Source organism: Bacteroides sp. 4_1_36 (assembly GCF_003466325.1).
Classification (GTDB): Bacteria; Bacteroidota; Bacteroidia; order Bacteroidales; family Bacteroidaceae; genus Bacteroides; species Bacteroides uniformis.
The window spans coordinates 83,460-104,015 of record NZ_QSOX01000004.1 but is presented as its reverse complement, the minus strand read 5'-3'; the positions used below and the strand labels follow the sequence as shown (position 1 = coordinate 104,015).

Sequence of the window (20,556 nt, the reverse complement as noted above, 5' to 3'; positions counted from 1 at the left end):
AATAACTATATACTTGTTTACCAATGAAAAAAATGTTTCTTTTCGCCCTGGTCATGGCGTTGCTCATCACGTCGTGCGGGCAAAAACAAAAGGGTAGCAATACCCTTATCCGACCGGTGAAGACTGCGCAAGTCAGTTCACAGTCGGTTATCCGCAAAGACTTCTCCGGAATAGTGGAAGCCGTGGAATATGTGAGACTTGCCTTCCGCGTCAGCGGACAAATCATCAGCCTCCCGGTTGTAGAGGGACAGCGGGTAAAAAAGGGGCAACTGATTGCCGCCATCGACCCACGCGACATCTCCCTGCAATATGCAGCCGACAAGGCTGCCTACGAAACAGCTGCCGCACAAGTGGAACGTAACAAACGGCTGCTTGGCCGCCAGGCTATCTCCGTGCAGGAATACGAAATCAGCGTAGCCAACTATCAGAAAGCAAAATCCACTTACGAGTTGTCCGGCAACAATATGCGGGATACGCGGCTGACAGCCCCTTTCGAGGGTTCCATCGAAAAACGGCTGGTAGAGAACTATCAGCGTGTCAATGCAGGAGAAGGGGTTGTACAGCTGGTAAATACACAGAAGCTACGAATCAAGTTCACCGTACCGGATGATTATCTCTATCTGCTCCGTGCCAAGGACGTAAAGTTCAAGGTGGTGTTCGACAGCTACCCCACAGAGGCTTTCGATGCCAGACTGGAAGAGTATCTTGACATCTCCACAGCAGGGACGGGTATTCCGGTGACAATAACAATTGACGACCCGCACTTTGACCGTACACGTTATGACGTAAAACCGGGATTCACATGCAAAATAAAGCTGGCATCGGATGTCGCTCCCTTTCTGGAAGAAAAGCTGATGAATGTACCGTTAAGCGCCGTATTTGGCGACAGTGAAAACCGGAAAACGTATGTATGGGTGGTGGAAGGTAATAAAGTCAGTCGCCGCGAAGTGACCGTTTATTCTCCAACGGGAGAGGCAAACCTGCTTATTTCTAAAGGGTTGGAACCGGGAGAAACCGTTGTGACGGCCGGAGTATACCAGCTGACAGAAGGAGAAGCAATAAAGGTACTAATGTGATTAATCACATTGGCACATTACATTCCCCATTTATCTAAAAAATATTCATTATGAATCTAGCCCAATATTCATTAGACAACACGAAGATAGTCTACTTCTTTCTGGCTGTGCTGCTTATCGGCGGTATACTGTCATTCGGCAGGTTGGGAAAGAAGGAAGACGCACCTTTCGTCATCAAGTCGGCAGTCATCATGACACGCTACCCGGGAGCGGAGCCGGCAGAAGTGGAACGGCTCGTCACCGAACCCATCTCCCGAGAAATACAGTCGATGAGCGGCGTCTACAAGATAAAGTCAGAGTCTATGTACGGACTCTCCAAGATAACCTTCGAACTGCAACCGTCACTCTCTGCCGCATCCATTCCGCAGAAGTGGGACGAACTGCGGCGTAAAGTGCTCAATATACAGCCCCAACTGCCCGCAGGCTCTTCTGTACCGACCGTCTCGGATGATTTTGGAGACGTTTTCGGCATCTATTACGGCCTGGTGGGTGACGACGGTTTCTCTTATGAAGAAATGAGAAACTGGGCGGAACGAATCAAGACACAAGTCATCACGGCAGACGGTGTGATGAAGGTAGCCCTTTTCGGTACACAGACAGAGGTCATCCATATATTCATCTCCGTAAACAAGCTGGCAGGAATGGGTATCGACCCCAAGCAGCTGGCCAGCCTGCTACAATCGCAGAACCAGATTATCAATACGGGTGAAATCAGCGCCGGAGAACAACAGTTACGCATTGTGGCCAACGGTACCTACACGACTGTCGATGATATCCGCAACCAGGTTATCACTACCTCCGGCGGACAAGTCAAGCTGGGTGACATCGCCATCATTGAAAAGGGATACATGGAACCTCCCGGCAATATCATGCACGTCAACGGAAAGCGCGCCATCGGTATCGGCATCTCCACCGACCCGACAAAGGATGTGGTAAAAACCGGTGAACTGGTAGACCGGAGGCTTGCCGAACTCATGCTCCTCATCCCCGTGGGGCTGGAACTGGAAAGTCTGTATCCCGAAAACGTGATTGCCAAAGAAGCCAACAACGGGTTCATCATCAATCTGATAGAATCCATCCTGATTGTGATTGTAATCATCATGCTGGTGATGGGTATGCGTGCAGGAGTACTGATTGGCTCTTCCCTTATATTCTCTATCGGAGGCACACTGCTCATTATGTCGTTTCTTGACGTAGGTCTGAACCGGACCTCCCTTGCCGGATTCATCATAGCCATGGGAATGCTGGTGGACAATGCCATCGTGGTGACAGATAATGCCCAAATTGCCATTGCCCGCGGCATCGACCGCCGGAAAGCGCTGATAGACGGTGCCACCGGCCCCCAATGGGGATTGCTGGGAGCAACGTTCATTGCCATCTGTTCGTTTCTGCCACTGTATCTGGCTCCCTCTTCCGTAGCCGAAATCGTGAAACCGCTATTCGTAGTGCTGGCCATTTCCCTGGGATTAAGTTGGGTGCTGGCGTTGACACAAACCACTACATTCGGCAACTTCATACTGAAAGCAAAGGCTAAAGATGGTAGCAAGGACCCATACGACAAGCCTTTCTACCATAAATTCGCCTCCATCCTCAGCACACTGATACGCAAGAAGGCGTTGACCCTTGGAAGCATTACAGCACTGTTCATCCTCTCCCTCATCGTCATGGGACTGATGCCCCAGAACTTCTTCCCTTCTCTGGACAAGCCCTACTTTCGGGCAGATGTATTCTATCCGGACGGGTACAGCATCCGCGAAGTAGAAACCGAAATGAAAAAGGTGGAAGCGCATCTGATGCAGCAGCCGGAAGTGAAACGGGTATCCGTCACATTCGGCAGCACACCGTTGCGTTACTATCTGGCCTCCACTTCCGTCGGTCCCAAACCTAACTTCGCCAATATCCTGGTGGAAGTAACGGACAGCAAATATACCAAGAAGCAGGAAGAGAACCTTGATGCCTACATGAAGGCCAACTATCCCAATGCCATCACCCGTACCATGTTGTTCAAACTCTCTCCTGCTGTAGATGCCGCCATTGAAATCGGGTTCATCGGCAATAACACGGATACGCTGGTCATGTTGACCAACAAGGCTCTGGACATCATGCACCGTGACGGCGAACTTATCAACGTGCGCAACTCCTGGGGCAATAAGATACCGGTATGGCATCCCGTTTACAGTCAGGAGCGTGCACAACCGTTGGGTATCTCCCGTCAAAGCATGGCACAGAGTATCCAGATCGGTACGAACGGCATGACACTTGGGGAATACAGGGAAGGAGACCAGGTACTTCCCGTTCTGTTGAAGGATAAAACTATCGACTCTTTCCGCATCAACGACTTGCGTACACTCCCCGTATTCGGCACTGCACGCGAAACAACCACTCTGGAACAAGTCGTCAGCCGGTTCGACTTCCAGTACAAGTTCTCCAATGTGAAAGACTACAACCGGCAGATGGTGATGATGGCGCAGGCCGACCCACGCCGCGGTGTGAATGCCATTGCCGCCTTCAACCGTATATGGAAGCAAGTGCAAGAAGAGATTGATGTGCCCGAAGGTTACACCATGAAATACTTCGGAGAGCAGGAAAGCCAGGCAGAAAGCAATGCCGCACTGGCAGCTAACCTGCCGCTGACATTCTTCCTTATGTTCGTCACCTTGCTGTTTCTGTTCCGCAGCTACCGGAAGCCGATTGTTATCCTGCTGATGCTGCCGCTTATCTTTATAGGTATTGTACTGGGACTGGTGGTATTGGGGAAATCATTCGACTTCTTCTCCATCCTCGGCTTGCTGGGGCTGATTGGAATGAATATCAAGAATGCCATCGTGCTGGTGGACCAGATTGATACGGAAACCGCTGCCGGAAAAGCACCGCGTGAAGCCGTTATCAGTGCAACGACCACCCGTATTGTCCCGGTGGCCATGGCATCGGGTACCACTATCCTGGGAATGTTGCCGTTATTGTTCGACGCCATGTTCGGCGGCATGGCGGCAACCATCATGGGTGGTTTGCTGGTAGCCTCGGCATTGACACTATTCGTGCTGCCGGTGGCTTATTGCGCCATTCATAAAATCAAGTGAGAGAACATTCAACAATTTACAGTTTACCAATTGAATGATGAAAACAAATATACTTATTCTATCATTACTGTGCTCAGGACTGAATGCCGGGGCACAACAAGCATATCTGAGCCGCGAAGAATACCGCGACAAGGTAGAAGCATACAGCCAGATTCTGAAACAACAGCATCTGAAAACATTCGCCAGTACCGAGGCACGCAAGATTGCCTCCACCGGTTTCCTGCCCCAGATTGACATCACTGCCGAGGGTACCGCCAATCTCAATCATCTGGACCAATGGAACAGTCCGAAAGGAGACTACCACCCTTATACCTATCAGGCACTTGCCACCTTGACGCAGCCGCTTTATACCGGAGGTTCCCTAATAGCCCAAAAGAAAGTGGCGCAAGCCGAAGAGGCACTGGACCAACTTACCACAGAGCTGACCCTCGACCAGATACACTATCAAAGTGACGCCGTCTATTGGAATGCCTCTGCCGCCCGTGCCGGTCTGAAAGCCGCGGCTACCTTTCAGGATATTGTACAACAGCAGTACGACATCATCCAAGACCGCTTTGATGACGGTGCCATCAGCCGCACAGACTTGCTGATGATTTCCACCCGGCGTAAGGAGGCCGAATTGCAGTACATCAAGGCACGCCAAAACCATACCCTTGCCCTGCAAAAACTGAATATCCTTATGGGCTCGGAACCGGACGCTCCCATAGACAGCATAGCCGAAATAGATATACCGACTGCTCCCATCCTCCCTTTGGGCCTGGATGATGTGCTGCCCCGCCGGGCAGAATATGCCAGTACCTCCGTGAACATCGCCCGCAGTGAAGCGCAACGGCATGCCGCCCTCAGCCGCTACAACCCACAAGTCAGCATGTTCCTCGCTACCGGTTGGGATACGGGAATTGCCTATATGGGGCAGGATGTACCTCATACTCCCGTCGCAGGGGTCAATGTCAGCATCCCCATCTTCCGTTGGGGAGCCCGCTTCAAGACAAACCGCCAACAGAAAGCCTATATCGGCATACAGAAGCTGCAACAAAGCTATGTAACGGACAATATTCTGGAAGAGCTCTCCGCAGCCACCACAAAACTGACGGAAACTGAACAGCAAGTCAAGACGGCCCGGGAGAATATGATACTCGCCGAAGAGAATCTGGGCCTTGTCACCTTCTCTTATAATGAAGGAAAAGCCAGCATGGCAGATGTGTTGTCCGCACAACTCTCGTGGACGCAGGCACACACCAACCTGATTGATGCGTATCTGGCGGAGAAGATGGCGATGGCTGAATATTGGAAGGTGGTTAGTGAATGAAATGCCCCTCAAAGAAAAACATACAAAAAACTCCGGCATAGCTTTACAAAGCCATACCGGAGTTTCTTTATATTTTTCCTACTGACCGTTTATCCCAGGAATGAAATCAGCACACCCGCCGCAACAGCCGAACCGATTACACCGGAGATATTACTGGACATACAGTAATTCAGCACATGGTTTTTCGGGTCATACTTCGTTGCTATTTCATTGCAGACACGGCTTGCCATGGGTACGGCACTCAGGCCGGTAGCACCAATCAGCGGATTGATCTTCTTCTTGCTGAATAGGTTGAACAGCTTCACAAAGAAAATACCTCCCGTAATGGACAATGCAAATGCCAGGAAACCACCAATCACAATACCGATAGTCGTCCAATTCAGGAATGCCTCACTGGTCATCGTGGCGCCAACGCTCAATCCTAAGAAGATGGTAGCTGCATTCATGATACTATTAGCAGCAGCATCAAACAAGCGGCTTGTATCCGAACCGATTTCCTTAATCAAGTTACCGAACATCAACATACCAATCAAAGGTACTGCTGTGGGCACAAATAAAGCAACAATCGTAGTCACTGCAATCGGGAAGATAATCTTCAATACACGCAGATTCTTAATCTCGGTTTTCGAAGGATACAGCTTCTCCTGCTCCTTCATGTTAATCATCAATTCCTTCTTGGTACAGAACAGCTTCACCACCATCGGAATGATGACCGGTACCAGCGCCATATAAGAATAAGCAGCAATGGCAATCGGTCCCAACAGATGGGGAGCCAGCTTGATGGTAGTAAAGATAGCCGTAGGACCATCGGCACCACCGATAATGCCCAACGCACCTGCTTCCTGCGGAGTGAACCCTATCATCACAGCACAAAGCAGTACGGTGAAAATACCTAACTGCGCAGCCGCACCGAATATGGAGAGACGCAAGTTACGGAGCATCGGACCGAAGTCTGTCAGCGCACCCACACCCATAAAGATAACAGGCGGCAGAAAGCCGGTCTTAATCAGCATATAATAAATGAAGTTCATCAGTCCGAGGTCGTGCGCAATCTCGTGCAACGGCATCTCCCAAATATTCTTCATCACCCCGCCTACCATGACCATTCCGTTTTCATCTGCCTGAATCACCCCCATCTCGCCGCCGGGAAAGTTGGCAATGAGCACACCGAAAGCGATGGGTACCAACAACAATGGTTCATAGTGTTTCTTGATACCTAAATAAAGCAGGATGAAAGCGATGGCATACATCACGAGGAACGACGGATCAGCAATGATGTTGCTGAAGGCCGTCATATCATAGAGTTTTGCAAATATATCTTCCATTATCCTATCTTCATTAATACATCATCTTCAGAAACAGAGTCACCCGGATTGACACAGATGGCAACAACCGTTCCATCAAAGTCTGCGCGGATGGCATTGTATGTCTTCATAGCTTCGATATAGCAGAGGAGGTCGCCACTCTTCACCTTGTCACCCACTTTCAACGGGGTTTCCTGCGCATTCTTTGTCAAGAAGAACTTGCCTTCGAGCGGAGCCGGAACGTCCTGACCTTCGCCTACGGGGGGAGCTGTCACCTTTTCGGTGGCCGAAGCGGGCAGGTCGATGTCACCGTATGCCACCGTCACGCGGTAAGCCTGACCGTCCACCTGCACAGTGAGCGTCTTGGGTTTGGCATCGTCCAGCGGAGACTTGTCACGTTCGGCACGGCGTTTCTCCACATCCTCCAGGAAGTCCTGCTTGGCCTTACCACTCTTGTAAGCCTCGTATTGAGCCGGGTGCATGGCGTATTCGAAGAGCTCTTCGTCGTCCTCGCCCAGTTCCCACTTGTTCTCCTTCATCAGCTTGCGGTACTTGTCCAGAGCATCGGGATAGTTGTCCTGCGGATTGCCGGTGAAGAACTTGCGTCCTTCGCGTTCGGCCTTCTCTATGATTTCGGGAGCCAGCTGACCCGGCAGCTTACCTGCCTTGCCCAACAGCATATCCCAAATGTCATCGGCAATCATACCCCAGCGTTCCTTGCCTTTCTCCATAGCAATGACGTTCATCATGGAAAGGTTCTTGACGTACTGGCTGAACGGAGTCACCAACGGGGGATAACCCACGCGCGGCCAAACATATGCCACTTCGTTGAACAACTTGATGAGCAGTTCATCCTGCTTCATGAAGGGCAGGTTGCGTTTTGCCTTGTATTTGTTGATGGACTCCAGATTGGATTCCAAGTCTGCCATCAGACTGCCCATCATGCCACCCGGCAGTCCGGGACCAATCAGCAGGGAGTTCATCAGGCGGTTGCGCGGGCTGATGTACAAGCCAAGGAAGTCGTCCATAAACTCCTGGATGAGTGCGCGTACCTTCATATATGCCTCCATATTGACTTCGGGCACCTGGAAGCCTGCATCCTTCAGCATGGCCTGCACACTGAGCAAGTCGGCATGTCCCGTACCCCAGGAAAGCGGCTCCATGCCTACGTCGATATAGTCGCAACCCGCTTCGCACACTTCAAGAATACTTGCCATATTGAAACCGGGACCCGCATGACTATGATACTGGATAGGAATATCGGGATGCGCCGCCTTGATATTGGCCACAATCTTGCCCAAAGAAACCGGACGTCCGATACCTGCCATATCCTTGATGCAGATTTCGTCGGCACCTGCCTTGATAAGCTTCAGTGCCATCTCCGTGTAGTATTCTACGGTATGGATGGGTGAATGGGTGATGCAGAGCGAGCATTGGGAAATCATTCCGGCATCGTGTGCATAGCCAATAGAAGGGATGATATTGCGGGTATCGTTCAGACCGCAGAAGGTACGCGTGATGTCCGTACCCTGCGCTTTCTTTACCTTATAGAACAGCTTGCGCACATCGGCGGGCACGGGACTCATGCGGAGGCCATTCAGGGCACGGTCCAACATGTGAGTCTGGATACCGGCTTCATGGAACGGCTTCGTCCACTCGCGCACGGCTTTATTCGGATTCTCCCCAAACAGCAGATTTACTTGTTCAAAACCTCCGCCATTGGTTTCCACGCGCGCAAAACAACCCATCTCAATGATGGCGGGAGCTACTTTCACCAGTTGGTCAACACGGGGTACATATTTTCCGGCACTCTGCCACATGTCCCTGAATACCAAACTGAACTTAATTTCCTTTTTCATACTAAATTATTCGGTGTGTTTTTATATAAGATTATTATTTCAGATTTTTTCTACCTTAGCAACTTTACCCTTACCTTGTGTCACTACTGTTACGGCTGCACTGATAGCTGCCAGAATATTACCGGGGACAGGTGCGGGACCATTTGCCGCAGCTTTAGCCGGTGTCACCTCTTCGGGCGCATATTTATTCACCAATGCAATAAGAGCTTTTCCTAAGTTAATAACAATCAGCAGGATAGCGAAGACTGTTGCCATACCTACCACCATCAGCAGAAGTGCTGTATTCAAGTTTTCCATATTATAAATTATTAGTTATTCAGCCGAATTTACGAAAAATCGCTCGAAATTAGCGATAATCCATTAAAGAAAGGCAGAGAAGAATGATAAAAGATGCTAAAAAGTAAAGCTTCCCGCACAACCAATGAGGTGGTACGGGAAACTTTTAGCATAAAACGGTGTCAGTCATCAATTGCTTTCAAGGAAGGAGAATCAGCCCAACGGATTCTCACCCTGGTCGCCGTCGTTGCCGCCGGGGGTTCCACCGGTATTGTCGCCGGGAGTAGTACCGGTGGAGGTAGAAGTCTTGCCCCACTCTTCCCAAACAATCTTCGTATTCACCATGCTGCGGGTAATCACCTGACGGCCACTATTACGCTCCACTTCGGGCAAAAAACGGACACGTACTCCGTTAATCAGCGAAGCGCTTACCTCCGCAGCCGTCGGCACCCCTCTTTTGGTAGAGGTGGCAGTATAGTAGAAGGTGCCTACACCATTTATCTTCACAGTACGTCCCTGCCCCATGAAATTGCTCAATACACGTCCCAAGTTCTCCATCACCGCATACGTGTCACCACGGGTCACGGTAGAAATGAAAGACAGTTCATCTGCCACTTCACGGGTAGTAACCGCCTTGCCCCAGGTTACTGATTGAGGATACCACAAATCGTTTACTTTTTTCTGAACTCTTTTAAAAAATGCCATAATCGTAATGTTTTAAATGATTAATAATAGGTATATTCTGTTTCTCTTGTCTCACCCGAGAAGCAGAAGTTTTCATCGTGAGGCCTCAACGATTCAGCCGTCTGCTTTTCTCAAATTCGATGTTGCAAAGTTAGGGTGGGAAACAAGGGAAAACAAGAAAATGGCATCTACAACCGATTTTCACAAATCACTCAAAAACAAAGGATTACAAAAACCATATCTCTACAAGAAGAAGGGGGGAAATAAAGCTTAAATAAGAGGAATAAGGTGATAATCTCTACAAGCGACACACGCAAACCCCTGATAATGAAGCCACCTGTATCTTCCTATCTCTACAAGGTAATTGTTATAAGTTATTCTTTGCAATATGACATCATTTATGAGTTTATGCCAGTGAAAAGAAAGAATAAACACATAGAGAGAATGTGCCTCTCTACGTGTTTGGCTGATTTTACTTTGTTACCGCATTATACAAATCCTGATAGGTTTTCACCACACTATACACCAAAGTTCTATCGGCAGGTTTCGAGCAGGCTGTCAGCCCCAGAAGGAGAATCAGCAGGAGAAAAAGGAAGGTATGTTTCATCTTGAAATTTTGTGTTTATAATAAGTAAGGTGTAAAATCGGTAAGGAACGAGCTTACTTCAACAGTTTTCATAATCAATGCATATTAATCGTTGCAGAAACAAAGGTAACACTTTCTTCCCACAATAAATAAAGAGGTACAAAGTTTTTCATTACTTTGTACCTCCTCTTTTTCTTCGACTTGCATCATTTATAGCCGTGAGTCAGCAAAAATCATATAGCTTAGAACTCACTCGTAAAGTGGAACTTGATATGCTTGAAGTCCATCTGCGCCATCTGCAACACATATCCGCTGTCGGCCAGGAACACATCCCTACCCTCGCGGTCTTTCGCCATGTACTGGTATTTGCGCTTCTTGAAGGCTTCCAACTCCGCCGCATCATCGCTCTCAATCCAGCAGGCCTTATACAGACTGAGCGGCTCCCAACGGCACTTCGCACTGTATTCGTTCTCCAGACGATACTGGATGACCTCGAACTGCAACTGCCCCACCGTACCGATAATCTTACGCCCGTTGAACTGGTTGACGAACAACTGCGCCACACCTTCGTCCATCAACTGGTCGATACCCTTGGCAAGCTGTTTCTGCTTCATCGGGTCGGCATTCTCAATGTACTTGAACATCTCCGGAGAGAAACTCGGAAGTCCCTTGAAGTGAAGCGCCTCGCCTTCGGTCAGCGTATCGCCAATCTTGAACGTACCGTTATCCGGCAGGCCGATAATATCTCCCGCCCAAGCCTCATCGACAGTTGTCTTGCGCTGCGCCATGAACTGCGTAGGCGACGAGAAACGCATCGTCTTGCCATGACGTACATGCAAGTACGGGGCATTGCGTACAAACTTCCCGGAGCAGATTTTGCAGAAAGCGATACATGAACGGTGATTCGGGTCGATATTGGCGGTTATCTTAAAGATGAATCCGGTAAATTTAGGCTCTTCCGGCTCCACCTCACGCTCTTCCGCCTTCACGGGACGGGGACTGGGAGCAATCTCCACAAAGCAATCCAACAGTTCCTGCACACCGAAATTATTCAGTGCCGAACCGAAGAATACGGGAGCAAGCTCTCCTTTCAAGTATTCCTCCTTATCGAATTCGGGGTAAACACCGTCTATCAGTTCCAATTCTCCGCGCAGCTTGTCGGCCAGTTGGGCGCCAATCTGGTTGTCCAGCTCCTCGGTATGGATGTCCACTTCCACCTTCTCCGTCACTACCTGCTTGCTGGGCTGGTAGAGGTTGAGGTTATGCTCGTAGATATTGTAGACACCCTTGAAACGGACACCGCTCTCGATAGGCCACGTCAAGGGACGCACGTGGATGTGCAGTTCCTCCTCCAGCTCGTCCAGCAGGTCGAACGGGTCTTTGGCTTCACGGTCCATCTTGTTGATGAAGATAATCACCGGCGTATTACGCATACGGCAGACCTCCATCAGCTTGCGTGTCTGCGTTTCCACACCTTTCGCACCGTCCACCACGATGATAACACTGTCCACAGCCGTCAGCGTGCGGTAGGTATCTTCAGCAAAGTCCTGGTGACCCGGAGTATCAAGGATGTTGACCTTGTAGTCATGGTAGTCGAACTCCATTACAGAAGTGGTAACGGAAATACCACGCTGTTTTTCAATATCCATCCAGTCCGACGTTGCCGTCTTCTTTATCTTATTGCTCTTTACGGCACCCGCCACCTGGATTTGTCCACCAAAAAGCAACAGCTTCTCGGTCAATGATGTCTTACCGGCATCCGGATGCGCAATAATCGCAAACGTTCTCCGTCTCTCTATTTCGTTGTTATTGGCCATATATCAATTAGTCAGTAATAATCACTCTTCCAAATTCTTCATGCAGACGGCAAGGCTCGCCTCCCAATGGGGTATATCGATGCCGAATGTCTTCTTTATCTTTGTCTTGTCCAACACAGAATAATGCGGACGCGGTGCCTTGGCAGGGAATTCGTCCGTATGCAGCGGACTTACCTTGCAGCTCTTGATACCTGCCAGACGATGGATAGCCAACGTAAAATCATACCACGAGCAGACTCCCTCGTTGCTGAAGTGATAGATGCCGGGCACGATTCCCTGGCTGATAGCCGCAAAGATGGCGCGTGCCAAATCATTGGCGTATGTCGGCGTACCTATCTGGTCGAATACAACTCCCAGCGTCTCGCGCTCGCGTCCCAAACGGAGCATCGTCTTCACAAAATTATTTCCATAAATGGAATAGAGCCACGCCGTACGGATGATCATGGCACGGCTGCAATACTTCATCACCGCCTGCTCACCCGCCAGTTTGGTAAAACCATATACTGAATTGGGACAAGTAGCCGCCTCTTCCGTATAGGGGGTGTGTCCGGTTCCGTCAAAAACATAGTCGGTAGACACTTGTATCAATGCAGCACCGCAAGCTTCGGCAGCGGCAGCCAGATAGCCCGGAGCGACATGGTTCAGCTTGTCGCAAAGCTCCTGATTGTCTTCCGCCTTGTCTACAGCCGTATAAGCGGCGCAATTCACGATTACATCTATCCGGTTGTCCTTCACAAACCCGTGCACAGCTTGTTCGTCGCAAATGTCCAATTCCTGCACGTCAGTGAAAAAATAAGCATGTTGTCCGTTTTCTTTCGACAACACTCGCATTTCATTGCCAAGTTGACCGTTGGCACCGGTTATCAGAATATTCATTTAATAAAGTTACACTTATATATAGAATGTTACGATGAACAATATTTTCCTCCATAATTATCAATTATCCATCAACTCCAATTCTCCCCGCTTCTCCTTGTCATAATAGTTGGCAAGCAACGAGACGAAACCGCTGATGGCCTCCATAGCCTTTGCCGTGCCCTGACTGATTTCCTTCTTCTGCAAGCGCAACAGCAGCACTCCATAAAGCGCCTCGAAACAAGTGTCTACCTCAGGCTCCTCTTTCCGGCCGATCTTCTGGCGCAGCTCCACGATAAAAGGCAGTGCCTTGAAATAAGCCGCATTATAGAACGGATATTTCGTAGAAGCCAGTAATTCGCCATGCAGCTCCGTCAGGTTCAGAATGACATTCCGGTTGATTTGCAGATGTCCTTTTTCCGTTACGCCTTCCGCACGCATCATATCTGCCAGATTTCCATACCATTCTTCCAACGCAGGCCGTTCCTCCTCCGGATAGCGCAAAATGATGTTCTGGCGTATCCGGTCTATGTCACAGCCGTTGGCACGGAGCAAATCCTCCACCTGCCACATATATATAAGGTATTCGGCTATATTCTTTTCTTTCAGTTGTTGCGCAATCTTCACGATAAAATGTATGAATTATGATTTTTCACCTTCCCACTCAATACAGCGATTCACCCATCAGCGTAAACACCAATCCCACCACAGACACCACAATGACAATGCTCCCGATAATACGGTTCAGCATCCAGATGCCACGCAAGTTGAATTGTGTACGGACTTTATTGACAAAAAAGGTAATGCCAAACCACCATGCCAAAGCGCCCAATGCGATGGCCAAGTATCCGGTAACGGCCTCGAATACCAGCACTCCCTCACTTACAAAAGCGAAGCGGGCGAAAAGGCCTACAAAAAGGAATATAATCAGAGGATTGGAAAGTGTGACGGCAAATGCCGTTATGAAGTTATGGAAATAGGAACCCTTATTGGTGGATACCGGCCGGATGGACTGTACCGGATTGCTGCGGAACGTATAAATGCCAAATGCCAACAGAAGAATGCTTCCGAAAAGCTGCAGGTAAAAGATGTTCTTGTTGACATAATCAAAAACGAAACTCATCCCGTAGCCCGTCAGCAAGGCATATGCAATATCGCTTAGCGAAGCTCCTATCCCCGTTACGAAACCATACCACCGTCCTTTATTCAAAGTACGCTGAATACACAATACTCCTACAGGACCCAATGGCGCGGACACAATGACGCCGATAATGAACCCCTTCCACAATATGTCAAATATGGTCTCTATCTGAATCATGGCTGCAAATATCGGACTTTTTTATGAGACGAACGAATAGTGTTAACGTTTTTTCGACGGAAAAGGATTTTAAGAAGTAAAGATTATCCATTTTACATATTATTCCGTATATTTACCTCCGAACTTAACAATACCCCCTTATGAAACGAATAAAAAAAACTCTAACACTCGTTTCCATGGCCGTCTTACTACTGACGGCATGCGAAGCCCCCAAGGAACTCGGTGTGGTTCCATATCCGCAGTATGCCCAAACAACGTCAAAAACAGTAGAACTGCCATCTACGGTAACCTTCTCGACCAATCTGGCGAAATCCGACATGAATGACCTGCTGGCCTATCTGCCGGACTTTGCCATCCCCATGAAGCTTGTCGACAAGAACCCTTTTGTAACGATAGAAATAACGGACGCAACGGATAATCCAATCGCTGCCGAAGGCTACAACCTGACAGTCAGCAAACAAGGTGTAAACATTCAGGCCTCCTCCGCTGCAGGTGCCTTCTATGGACTGCAAACCCTGGCACAACTTGCCCGTAACGGGAAGAAACTGCCAGTCACGACCATCAAGGACGAACCCAGATTCCCCTATCGTGGGCTGCACCTGGATGTTTCAAGACACTTCTTTAACACGGACTATGTCAAGAAACAAATAGACCTGGTAGCCACCTACAAAATCAACCGCCTGCATTGGCATCTGACCGACGGTGCCGGATGGCGGCTGGAGATTCCGGGCTATCCCCGCCTGACAGAATTCGCAGCCTGGAGAAAAGCCGCCAATCTGCAGGATTGGGGGAAATATGACCACCACTTCTGCGAGAAGGATGAAGAAGGAGCCTATGGAGGCTACTATACGGAAGCGGATGTACGTGAGGTTCTGGAATATGCCCGCTTGAGGCATGTCACCGTTATCCCCGAAATAGAAATGCCGGGACACTCGGGAGAAGTACTGGCAGCCTATCCACAGCTGTCCTGTACCGGCAAGCCTTATACATCCGGTGAAGTCTGTATCGGAAACGAAGAGACCTTCAAGTTCTTCGAAGATGTGCTGGATGAAGTGATACGGCTGTTCCCTTCCCGGTATATCCATATTGGAGGTGATGAAGCCAGCAGACGCCACTGGAAGGCATGCCCCAAATGCCAGAAGCGCATGAAGGAAGAAGGGCTCAAAGATGAAAGTGAGCTGCAAAGCTATATGATAGCCCGCATAGAGAAGTACCTCAACGACAAAGGGCGTGAAATCATCGGCTGGGACGAGATACTGGATGGAGGCCTGGCCCCCAATGCAACCGTCATGTCGTGGCGAGGTACGGAGGGTGGCATTGCCGCCGCCCGCATGGGGCATTACGCCATCATGACACCGGAGAGCCACTGCTATCTGGACCACTACCAGGATGACCCTGAGACACAGCCGCTGGCGTTTGGCGCCTGCATCCCCATCGGACAGACCTACTCCTACGACCCGGCTCCCGATTCATTGGGAAGTGATATCTGCAAATACATATTAGGCGTGCAAGGCAATGTATGGGCTGAATATCTGCCCACTTACGAACATGCCGAATATATGATATACCCACGCATCATCGCTCTGGCAGAAGTAGGCTGGACTCCCGTAAAGAACAAGCATCCGGAAAGTTTCAAGAGACGTATCAACAACGAAATACGATACATCCGGACGAAAGGGTACAACCCGTTCACCTTGTCGGAACAAGTGCAGACCAGCCAGACCGTTGACTATGCCAAGAAAAAAATCATGCTGTCCCTCACCTCCGAAAAACATCCGATTGACATCCGCTACACAACGGACGGCTCCGAACCGACTGTATCTTCCAAGTTATACAAGAAACCGTTTGCCGTAAAAGACTCCATATTGCTGACCGCACGCCTTTTCGACGGAGAAAAGCCTATCGGAAAAAGCCTTCACCTGCGCACCGACTACCATAAGGGCATAGGCAAAAAGATAACCTATGCACCGGGCGGCAGATACTATCAGCATAAAGAAGTATACAAAGGCGGCGGTGACGCCGGTCTCCTCGACGGACTTCGCGGCGGCAAAAGCTACATGGACGGACGATGGCAGGGCTTCTGCCCCAATGATTTGGATGCCATTATCGACCTGGGCGAAGTGACCGCCATACATCGGGTCATGGCCAACTTCATGCAAATCCGTACCCCACAAGTATTTCTCCCTGCCAAAGTGGAAGTATGGGCATCTGTTGATGGCAAGAACTTCACCCTGCTGGGCAGTGATATCTGCAGCGAGGAAGAGGCCGGAAAGGACGTGATATTCCGTGATTTCGGCTGGATTGGCACCCCCACTGAGACACGATATGTACGCTTCCATGCCATACAAGGGAAGAAGCAATTCTTATTTACGGATGAAATCGTCATACAATAACACACATCCGGTTTTTATGAAACAGAACAAAAAACGCATACGAGTAAAATTGCATGCGTTTTTTGTTTTCCTTTTTTTCTCCTCCCCACCGATTTTACGTATCTTTGCCCCCAAGAAGAAAAGATGAAGATACTCAAAGAAGTAACTTCAATCGTAAAATCGTAAAATCGTAAAATCGTAAATATAACTATGATTCTTTTTTTCAGAACCCCATCCAAGAGTGTGATTGCCGTAGAATGTAATCATGAACTCCCCCAGGCAGACAGCGACAAACTCTGCTGGCTTTTTGGAGAAGCCACCCCCGAAAGTGAAGACAACCTGAAAGGACATTTCGTCGGCCCGCGCCGTGAGATGATTACTCCTTGGAGTACAAACGCCGTAGAAATCACCCAGAATATGGGGCTGGACGGCATCATACGCATCGAGGAGTACTTCCCCGTAAAAGATGAGAACGCAGACCACGACCCGATGCTGCAACGTATGTACAAGGGGCTGGACCAGAATGTATTTACAACCAACCGGCAGCCGGAACCGATTGTACACATCGAAGACCTGGAGGCATACAATGAAAAGGAAGGTCTGGCACTCTCCAAAGAAGAAATGGACTACCTCAAGAAAGTAGAGAAAGACCTCGGACGCCCTTTGACAGACTCCGAAGTATTCGGTTTCGCGCAAATCAACTCCGAGCACTGCCGTCACAAAATCTTCGGCGGAACATTCATCATCGATGGAGTGGAACAGGAATCTTCACTCTTCCAAATGATAAAGAAGACCACACAAGAGAATCCCAACAAGATTATCTCTGCCTACAAAGACAATGTGGCCTTTGCCGAAGGTCCGGTTATCGAACAGTTTGCTCCGGCAGACCACTCCAAGCCCGACTATTTCCAAGTAAAAGACATCAAGAGTGTCATCTCCCTGAAAGCGGAAACACATAACTTTCCCACAACAGTAGAACCGTTCAACGGTGCGTCTACCGGTACGGGCGGTGAGATTCGCGACCGTATGGGCGGCGGTAAGGGCTCTTGGCCGATTGCCGGAACAGCCGTTTACATGACCTCCTACCCCCGTACGGAAGAAGGACGTCCCTGGGAAGAGATTCTGCCGGTACGCAAATGGCTGTATCAAACTCCCGAACAAATACTAATCAAAGCCTCCAATGGTGCCAGTGATTTCGGGAACAAATTCGGCCAACCGCTAATCTGCGGTTCCGTGCTCACTTTCGAACATAAGGAAAAAGATGAAGTCTATGGTTACGACAAAGTGATTATGCTTGCCGGAGGCGTAGGCTACGGTACCCAGCGTGACTGTTTGAAAGGTACACCGGAAGCCGGCAACAAAGTGGTTGTCATCGGTGGAGACAATTATCGCATCGGTTTGGGCGGCGGCTCCGTATCTTCCGTAGATACCGGACGCTACAGCAGTGGCATCGAGCTGAATGCCGTACAACGCGCCAACGCCGAAATGCAGAAACGCGCCTACAACGTGGTACGCGCACTTTGTGAGGAAGAGACCAATCCGGTGGTTTCCATCCACGACCACGGCTCTGCCGGACATGTAAACTGTCTGTCTGAATTGGTAGAGGAATGCGGCGGTTTAATTGACATGAGCAAGTTGCCCATCGGTGACACGACTCTGTCTGCCAAGGAAATCATTGCCAACGAAAGCCAGGAACGCATGGGCTTGCTGATTCAGGAAGAGGCCATCGAACATGTACGCAAGGTAGCCGAACGTGAGCGTGCCCCGATGTACGTAGTCGGTGAAACGACCGGCGACCATCGCTTTGCCTTCCAGCAAGCTGACGGTGTACGTCCGTTCGACCTCGCCGTAGAACAGATGTTCGGCTCTTCCCCCAAGACCTATATGGTGGACAAGACCGTGGAACGTCACTACGAAATGCCCCAATACGAAGTTTCCCAACTACACGAATACCTCACCAATGTGCTCCAACTGGAAGCTGTGGCTTGTAAAGACTGGTTAACAAACAAGGTGGACCGTTCTGTAACAGGCAAGATTGCCCGCCAACAGTGCCAGGGTGAATTGCAGTTGCCTCTGAGCGATTGTGGTGTGGTAGCTTTAGACTATCGCGGCGAAAAGGGTATCGCAACCTCTCTGGGCCATGCTCCCCAGGCGGCACTTGCCGACCCGGCAGCCGGCTCCGTTCTTTCCGTCAGCGAAGCATTGACCAACTTGGTTTGGGCACCGCTTGCCGAAGGTCTGGACAGCGTTTCCCTTTCTGCCAACTGGATGTGGCCTTGCCGTTCGCAAGAAGGTGAAGATGCCCGTCTGTACACGGCAGTAAAGGCCTTGAGTGACTTCTGCTGTTCCCTGCAAATCAATGTACCGACCGGTAAAGACTCTCTTTCCATGACACAGAAATACCCCGACGGCAGCAAAGTAATTTCTCCGGGCACGGTAATTGTTTCTGCCGGTGGAGAAGTTTCCGACGTCAAGAAAGTCGTATCTCCGGTGCTGGTTAACAATGAAAAGACTACCATTTATCATATAGACTTCAGTTTCGACAACCTGAAACTCGGCGGTTCCGCCTTTGCTCAAACCCTGGGCAAGGTAGGTGACGAAGTTCCCAGCGTGCAGGATGCCGAATACTTCCGCGATGCTTTCCTTGCCGTGCAGGAACTGGTCAACAAGGGACTGATTCTTGCCGGACATGATATTTCCACCGGTGGTCTTATCACTACACTGCTTGAAATGTGCTTTGCCAATGTGGAAGGCGGTATGGAAATCAACCTGGATAAAATCAAGGAGCAAGACCTTATCAAGATTCTGTTTGCAGAGAACCCGGGTATCGTTATCCAGGTGAGCGACAAGCACAAGGAAGCTGTAAAGCAAATACTGGAAGATGCAGGCGTAGGTTACGTGAAGCTCGGCAAACCGACAGACGAACGCCATATTCTTGTATCAAAAGGCGATGTTACTTATCAGTTTGGCATCGACTATATGCGTGATGTATGGTACTCTACTTCTTATCTCCTTGACCGTAAGCAGTCCATGAACGGCTGCGCCAAGAAGCGTTTCGAAAACTACAAGATGCAACCGGTGGAATTCGCCTTCATGCCGGACTTCAAAGGCAAGTTCTCACAATACGGCATTAATCCGGACCGCCGTACACCGTCAGGTATACGCGCCGCCATCATCCGTGAAAAAGGAACCAACGGCGAACGCGAAATGGCCTACTCACTCTATCTGGCAGGCTTCGATGTGAAGGATGTTACAATGACCGACCTTATCAGCGGCCGCGAGACGCTGGAAGATGTAAACATGATTGTTTACTGCGGTGGTTTCTCCAACTCCGACGTTCTTGGTTCTGCTAAGGGTTGGGCAGGTGCTTTCCTCTTCAATCCGAAAGCAAAAGAAGCGCTCGACAAATATTATGCACGCGAGGATACGCTTTCACTGGGTGTCTGCAACGGCTGCCAGCTCATGATGGAACTTAATCTTATCAATCCCGAGCACAAGAAAAACGGCAAGATGCTTCATAATGACTCACACAAGTTTGAATCCAGATTCCTCGGTGTTACCGTCCCCACCAACCGCAGCGTAATGCTCGGCTCACTGAGTGGCAGCAAACTGGGTATCTGGGTAGCTCATGGTGAAGGAAAATTCTCCTTGCCATACGACGAGGACAAATACAACGTCGTGCTGAAATACTCATACGACGAATATCCTTCCAACCCCAACGGCTCAGATTATTCCATAGCCGGATTGGCAAGTGCCGACGGACGTCATCTGGCCATGATGCCCCACTTGGAACGTGCCATCTTCCCCTGGCAGAACGGTTGCTACCCCGCAGACCGCGTAAACAGCGACCAAATCACTCCTTGGGTAGAAGCATTTGTCAATGCACGCAAGTGGGTGGAAGCCAATAAAAAATGAGCTGAACTTCCTTTTTTATAGAAATGTAACAAGCGCGGGTTATGAATAATCTCGCGCTTGTTACATTTCTATTCTTCGCTTTCTTTTTGTTTTTCTCAAACAAAA

14 protein-coding genes are annotated in these 20,556 nt (G+C 49.5%); 5 read left to right on the top strand and 9 right to left on the bottom strand.

Annotation, left to right across the window (positions count from 1 at the left end; genetic code table 11):
* The first annotated feature begins 23 nt into the window (after positions 1–23).
* From DXD65_RS06065 to DXD65_RS06055, 3 genes are read left to right on the top strand one after another with little or no spacing between them, the layout of a single operon-like run.
* On the top strand, positions 24–1,076 hold the full coding sequence (locus tag DXD65_RS06065; protein WP_009036569.1) for an efflux RND transporter periplasmic adaptor subunit: 1,053 nt from the start codon (positions 24–26) through the stop codon (positions 1,074–1,076).
* A gap of 50 nt (positions 1,077–1,126) precedes the next feature.
* Positions 1,127–4,156: an efflux RND transporter permease subunit gene (locus tag DXD65_RS06060; RefSeq protein ID WP_117887424.1), complete on the top strand. Its 3,030-nt coding sequence runs from the start codon at positions 1,127–1,129 to the stop codon at positions 4,154–4,156.
* Positions 4,157–4,190: 34 nt separating this feature from the next.
* Positions 4,191–5,465: a TolC family protein gene (locus DXD65_RS06055; protein ID WP_117887423.1), complete on the top strand. Its 1,275-nt coding sequence runs from the start codon at positions 4,191–4,193 to the stop codon at positions 5,463–5,465.
* A gap of 89 nt (positions 5,466–5,554) precedes the next feature.
* Here the strand turns inward: DXD65_RS06055 and DXD65_RS06050 are convergent, their stop codons facing one another.
* From DXD65_RS06050 to DXD65_RS06010, 9 genes are all read right to left on the bottom strand, one after another.
* Positions 5,555–6,790, bottom strand: a complete 1,236-nt coding sequence (locus DXD65_RS06050) for a sodium ion-translocating decarboxylase subunit beta (RefSeq protein WP_005826328.1) — start codon at positions 6,788–6,790, stop codon at positions 5,555–5,557.
* Entirely contained in the window at positions 6,790–8,628 is a 1,839-nt protein-coding gene (locus DXD65_RS06045) for a biotin/lipoyl-containing protein (protein ID WP_005826327.1), read from the bottom strand. Before DXD65_RS06045 ends, DXD65_RS06050 begins: the two co-directional genes overlap by 1 nt.
* Before the next feature lie 39 nt (positions 8,629–8,667).
* Positions 8,668–8,925 (bottom strand): OadG family protein, encoded by a 258-nt coding sequence (locus tag DXD65_RS06040; RefSeq protein ID WP_005826326.1) that lies wholly within the window; start codon positions 8,923–8,925, stop codon positions 8,668–8,670.
* A gap of 192 nt (positions 8,926–9,117) precedes the next feature.
* Positions 9,118–9,609 carry an HU family DNA-binding protein gene (locus DXD65_RS06035; RefSeq protein WP_117887422.1) on the bottom strand — a complete coding sequence of 164 codons (492 nt, stop codon included), beginning with the start codon at positions 9,607–9,609 and terminating at the stop codon, positions 9,118–9,120.
* Between the two features lie 451 nt (positions 9,610–10,060).
* Positions 10,061–10,195 (bottom strand): hypothetical protein, encoded by a 135-nt coding sequence (locus DXD65_RS21470; protein ID WP_005826323.1) that lies wholly within the window; start codon positions 10,193–10,195, stop codon positions 10,061–10,063.
* A 221-nt stretch (positions 10,196–10,416) separates the two neighbouring features.
* On the bottom strand, positions 10,417–11,991 hold the full coding sequence (locus DXD65_RS06025; RefSeq protein ID WP_005826320.1) for a peptide chain release factor 3: 1,575 nt from the start codon (positions 11,989–11,991) through the stop codon (positions 10,417–10,419).
* 21 nt (positions 11,992–12,012) lie between these two features.
* Complete coding sequence (gene rfbD, locus DXD65_RS06020; protein ID WP_005826319.1) at positions 12,013–12,867, bottom strand: dTDP-4-dehydrorhamnose reductase; 855 nt, start codon at positions 12,865–12,867, stop codon at positions 12,013–12,015.
* A gap of 60 nt (positions 12,868–12,927) precedes the next feature.
* Positions 12,928–13,473: a DUF4924 family protein gene (locus DXD65_RS06015; protein ID WP_117887421.1), complete on the bottom strand. Its 546-nt coding sequence runs from the start codon at positions 13,471–13,473 to the stop codon at positions 12,928–12,930.
* A gap of 37 nt (positions 13,474–13,510) precedes the next feature.
* Entirely contained in the window at positions 13,511–14,164 is a 654-nt protein-coding gene (locus tag DXD65_RS06010) for a LysE family translocator (protein WP_117887420.1), read from the bottom strand.
* A 140-nt stretch (positions 14,165–14,304) separates the two neighbouring features.
* Here DXD65_RS06010 and DXD65_RS06005 point away from each other — a divergent pair, with 140 nt between their 5' ends.
* Together DXD65_RS06005 and purL are read left to right on the top strand one after the other, a co-directional pair.
* Positions 14,305–16,557: a family 20 glycosylhydrolase gene (locus DXD65_RS06005; protein ID WP_117887419.1), complete on the top strand. Its 2,253-nt coding sequence runs from the start codon at positions 14,305–14,307 to the stop codon at positions 16,555–16,557.
* Between the two features lie 189 nt (positions 16,558–16,746).
* A complete protein-coding gene (purL, locus tag DXD65_RS05995) occupies positions 16,747–20,451 on the top strand; it encodes a phosphoribosylformylglycinamidine synthase (protein ID WP_117887418.1) in 3,705 nt (1,234 codons plus the stop codon).
* Positions 20,452–20,556: the final 105 nt, after the last annotated feature.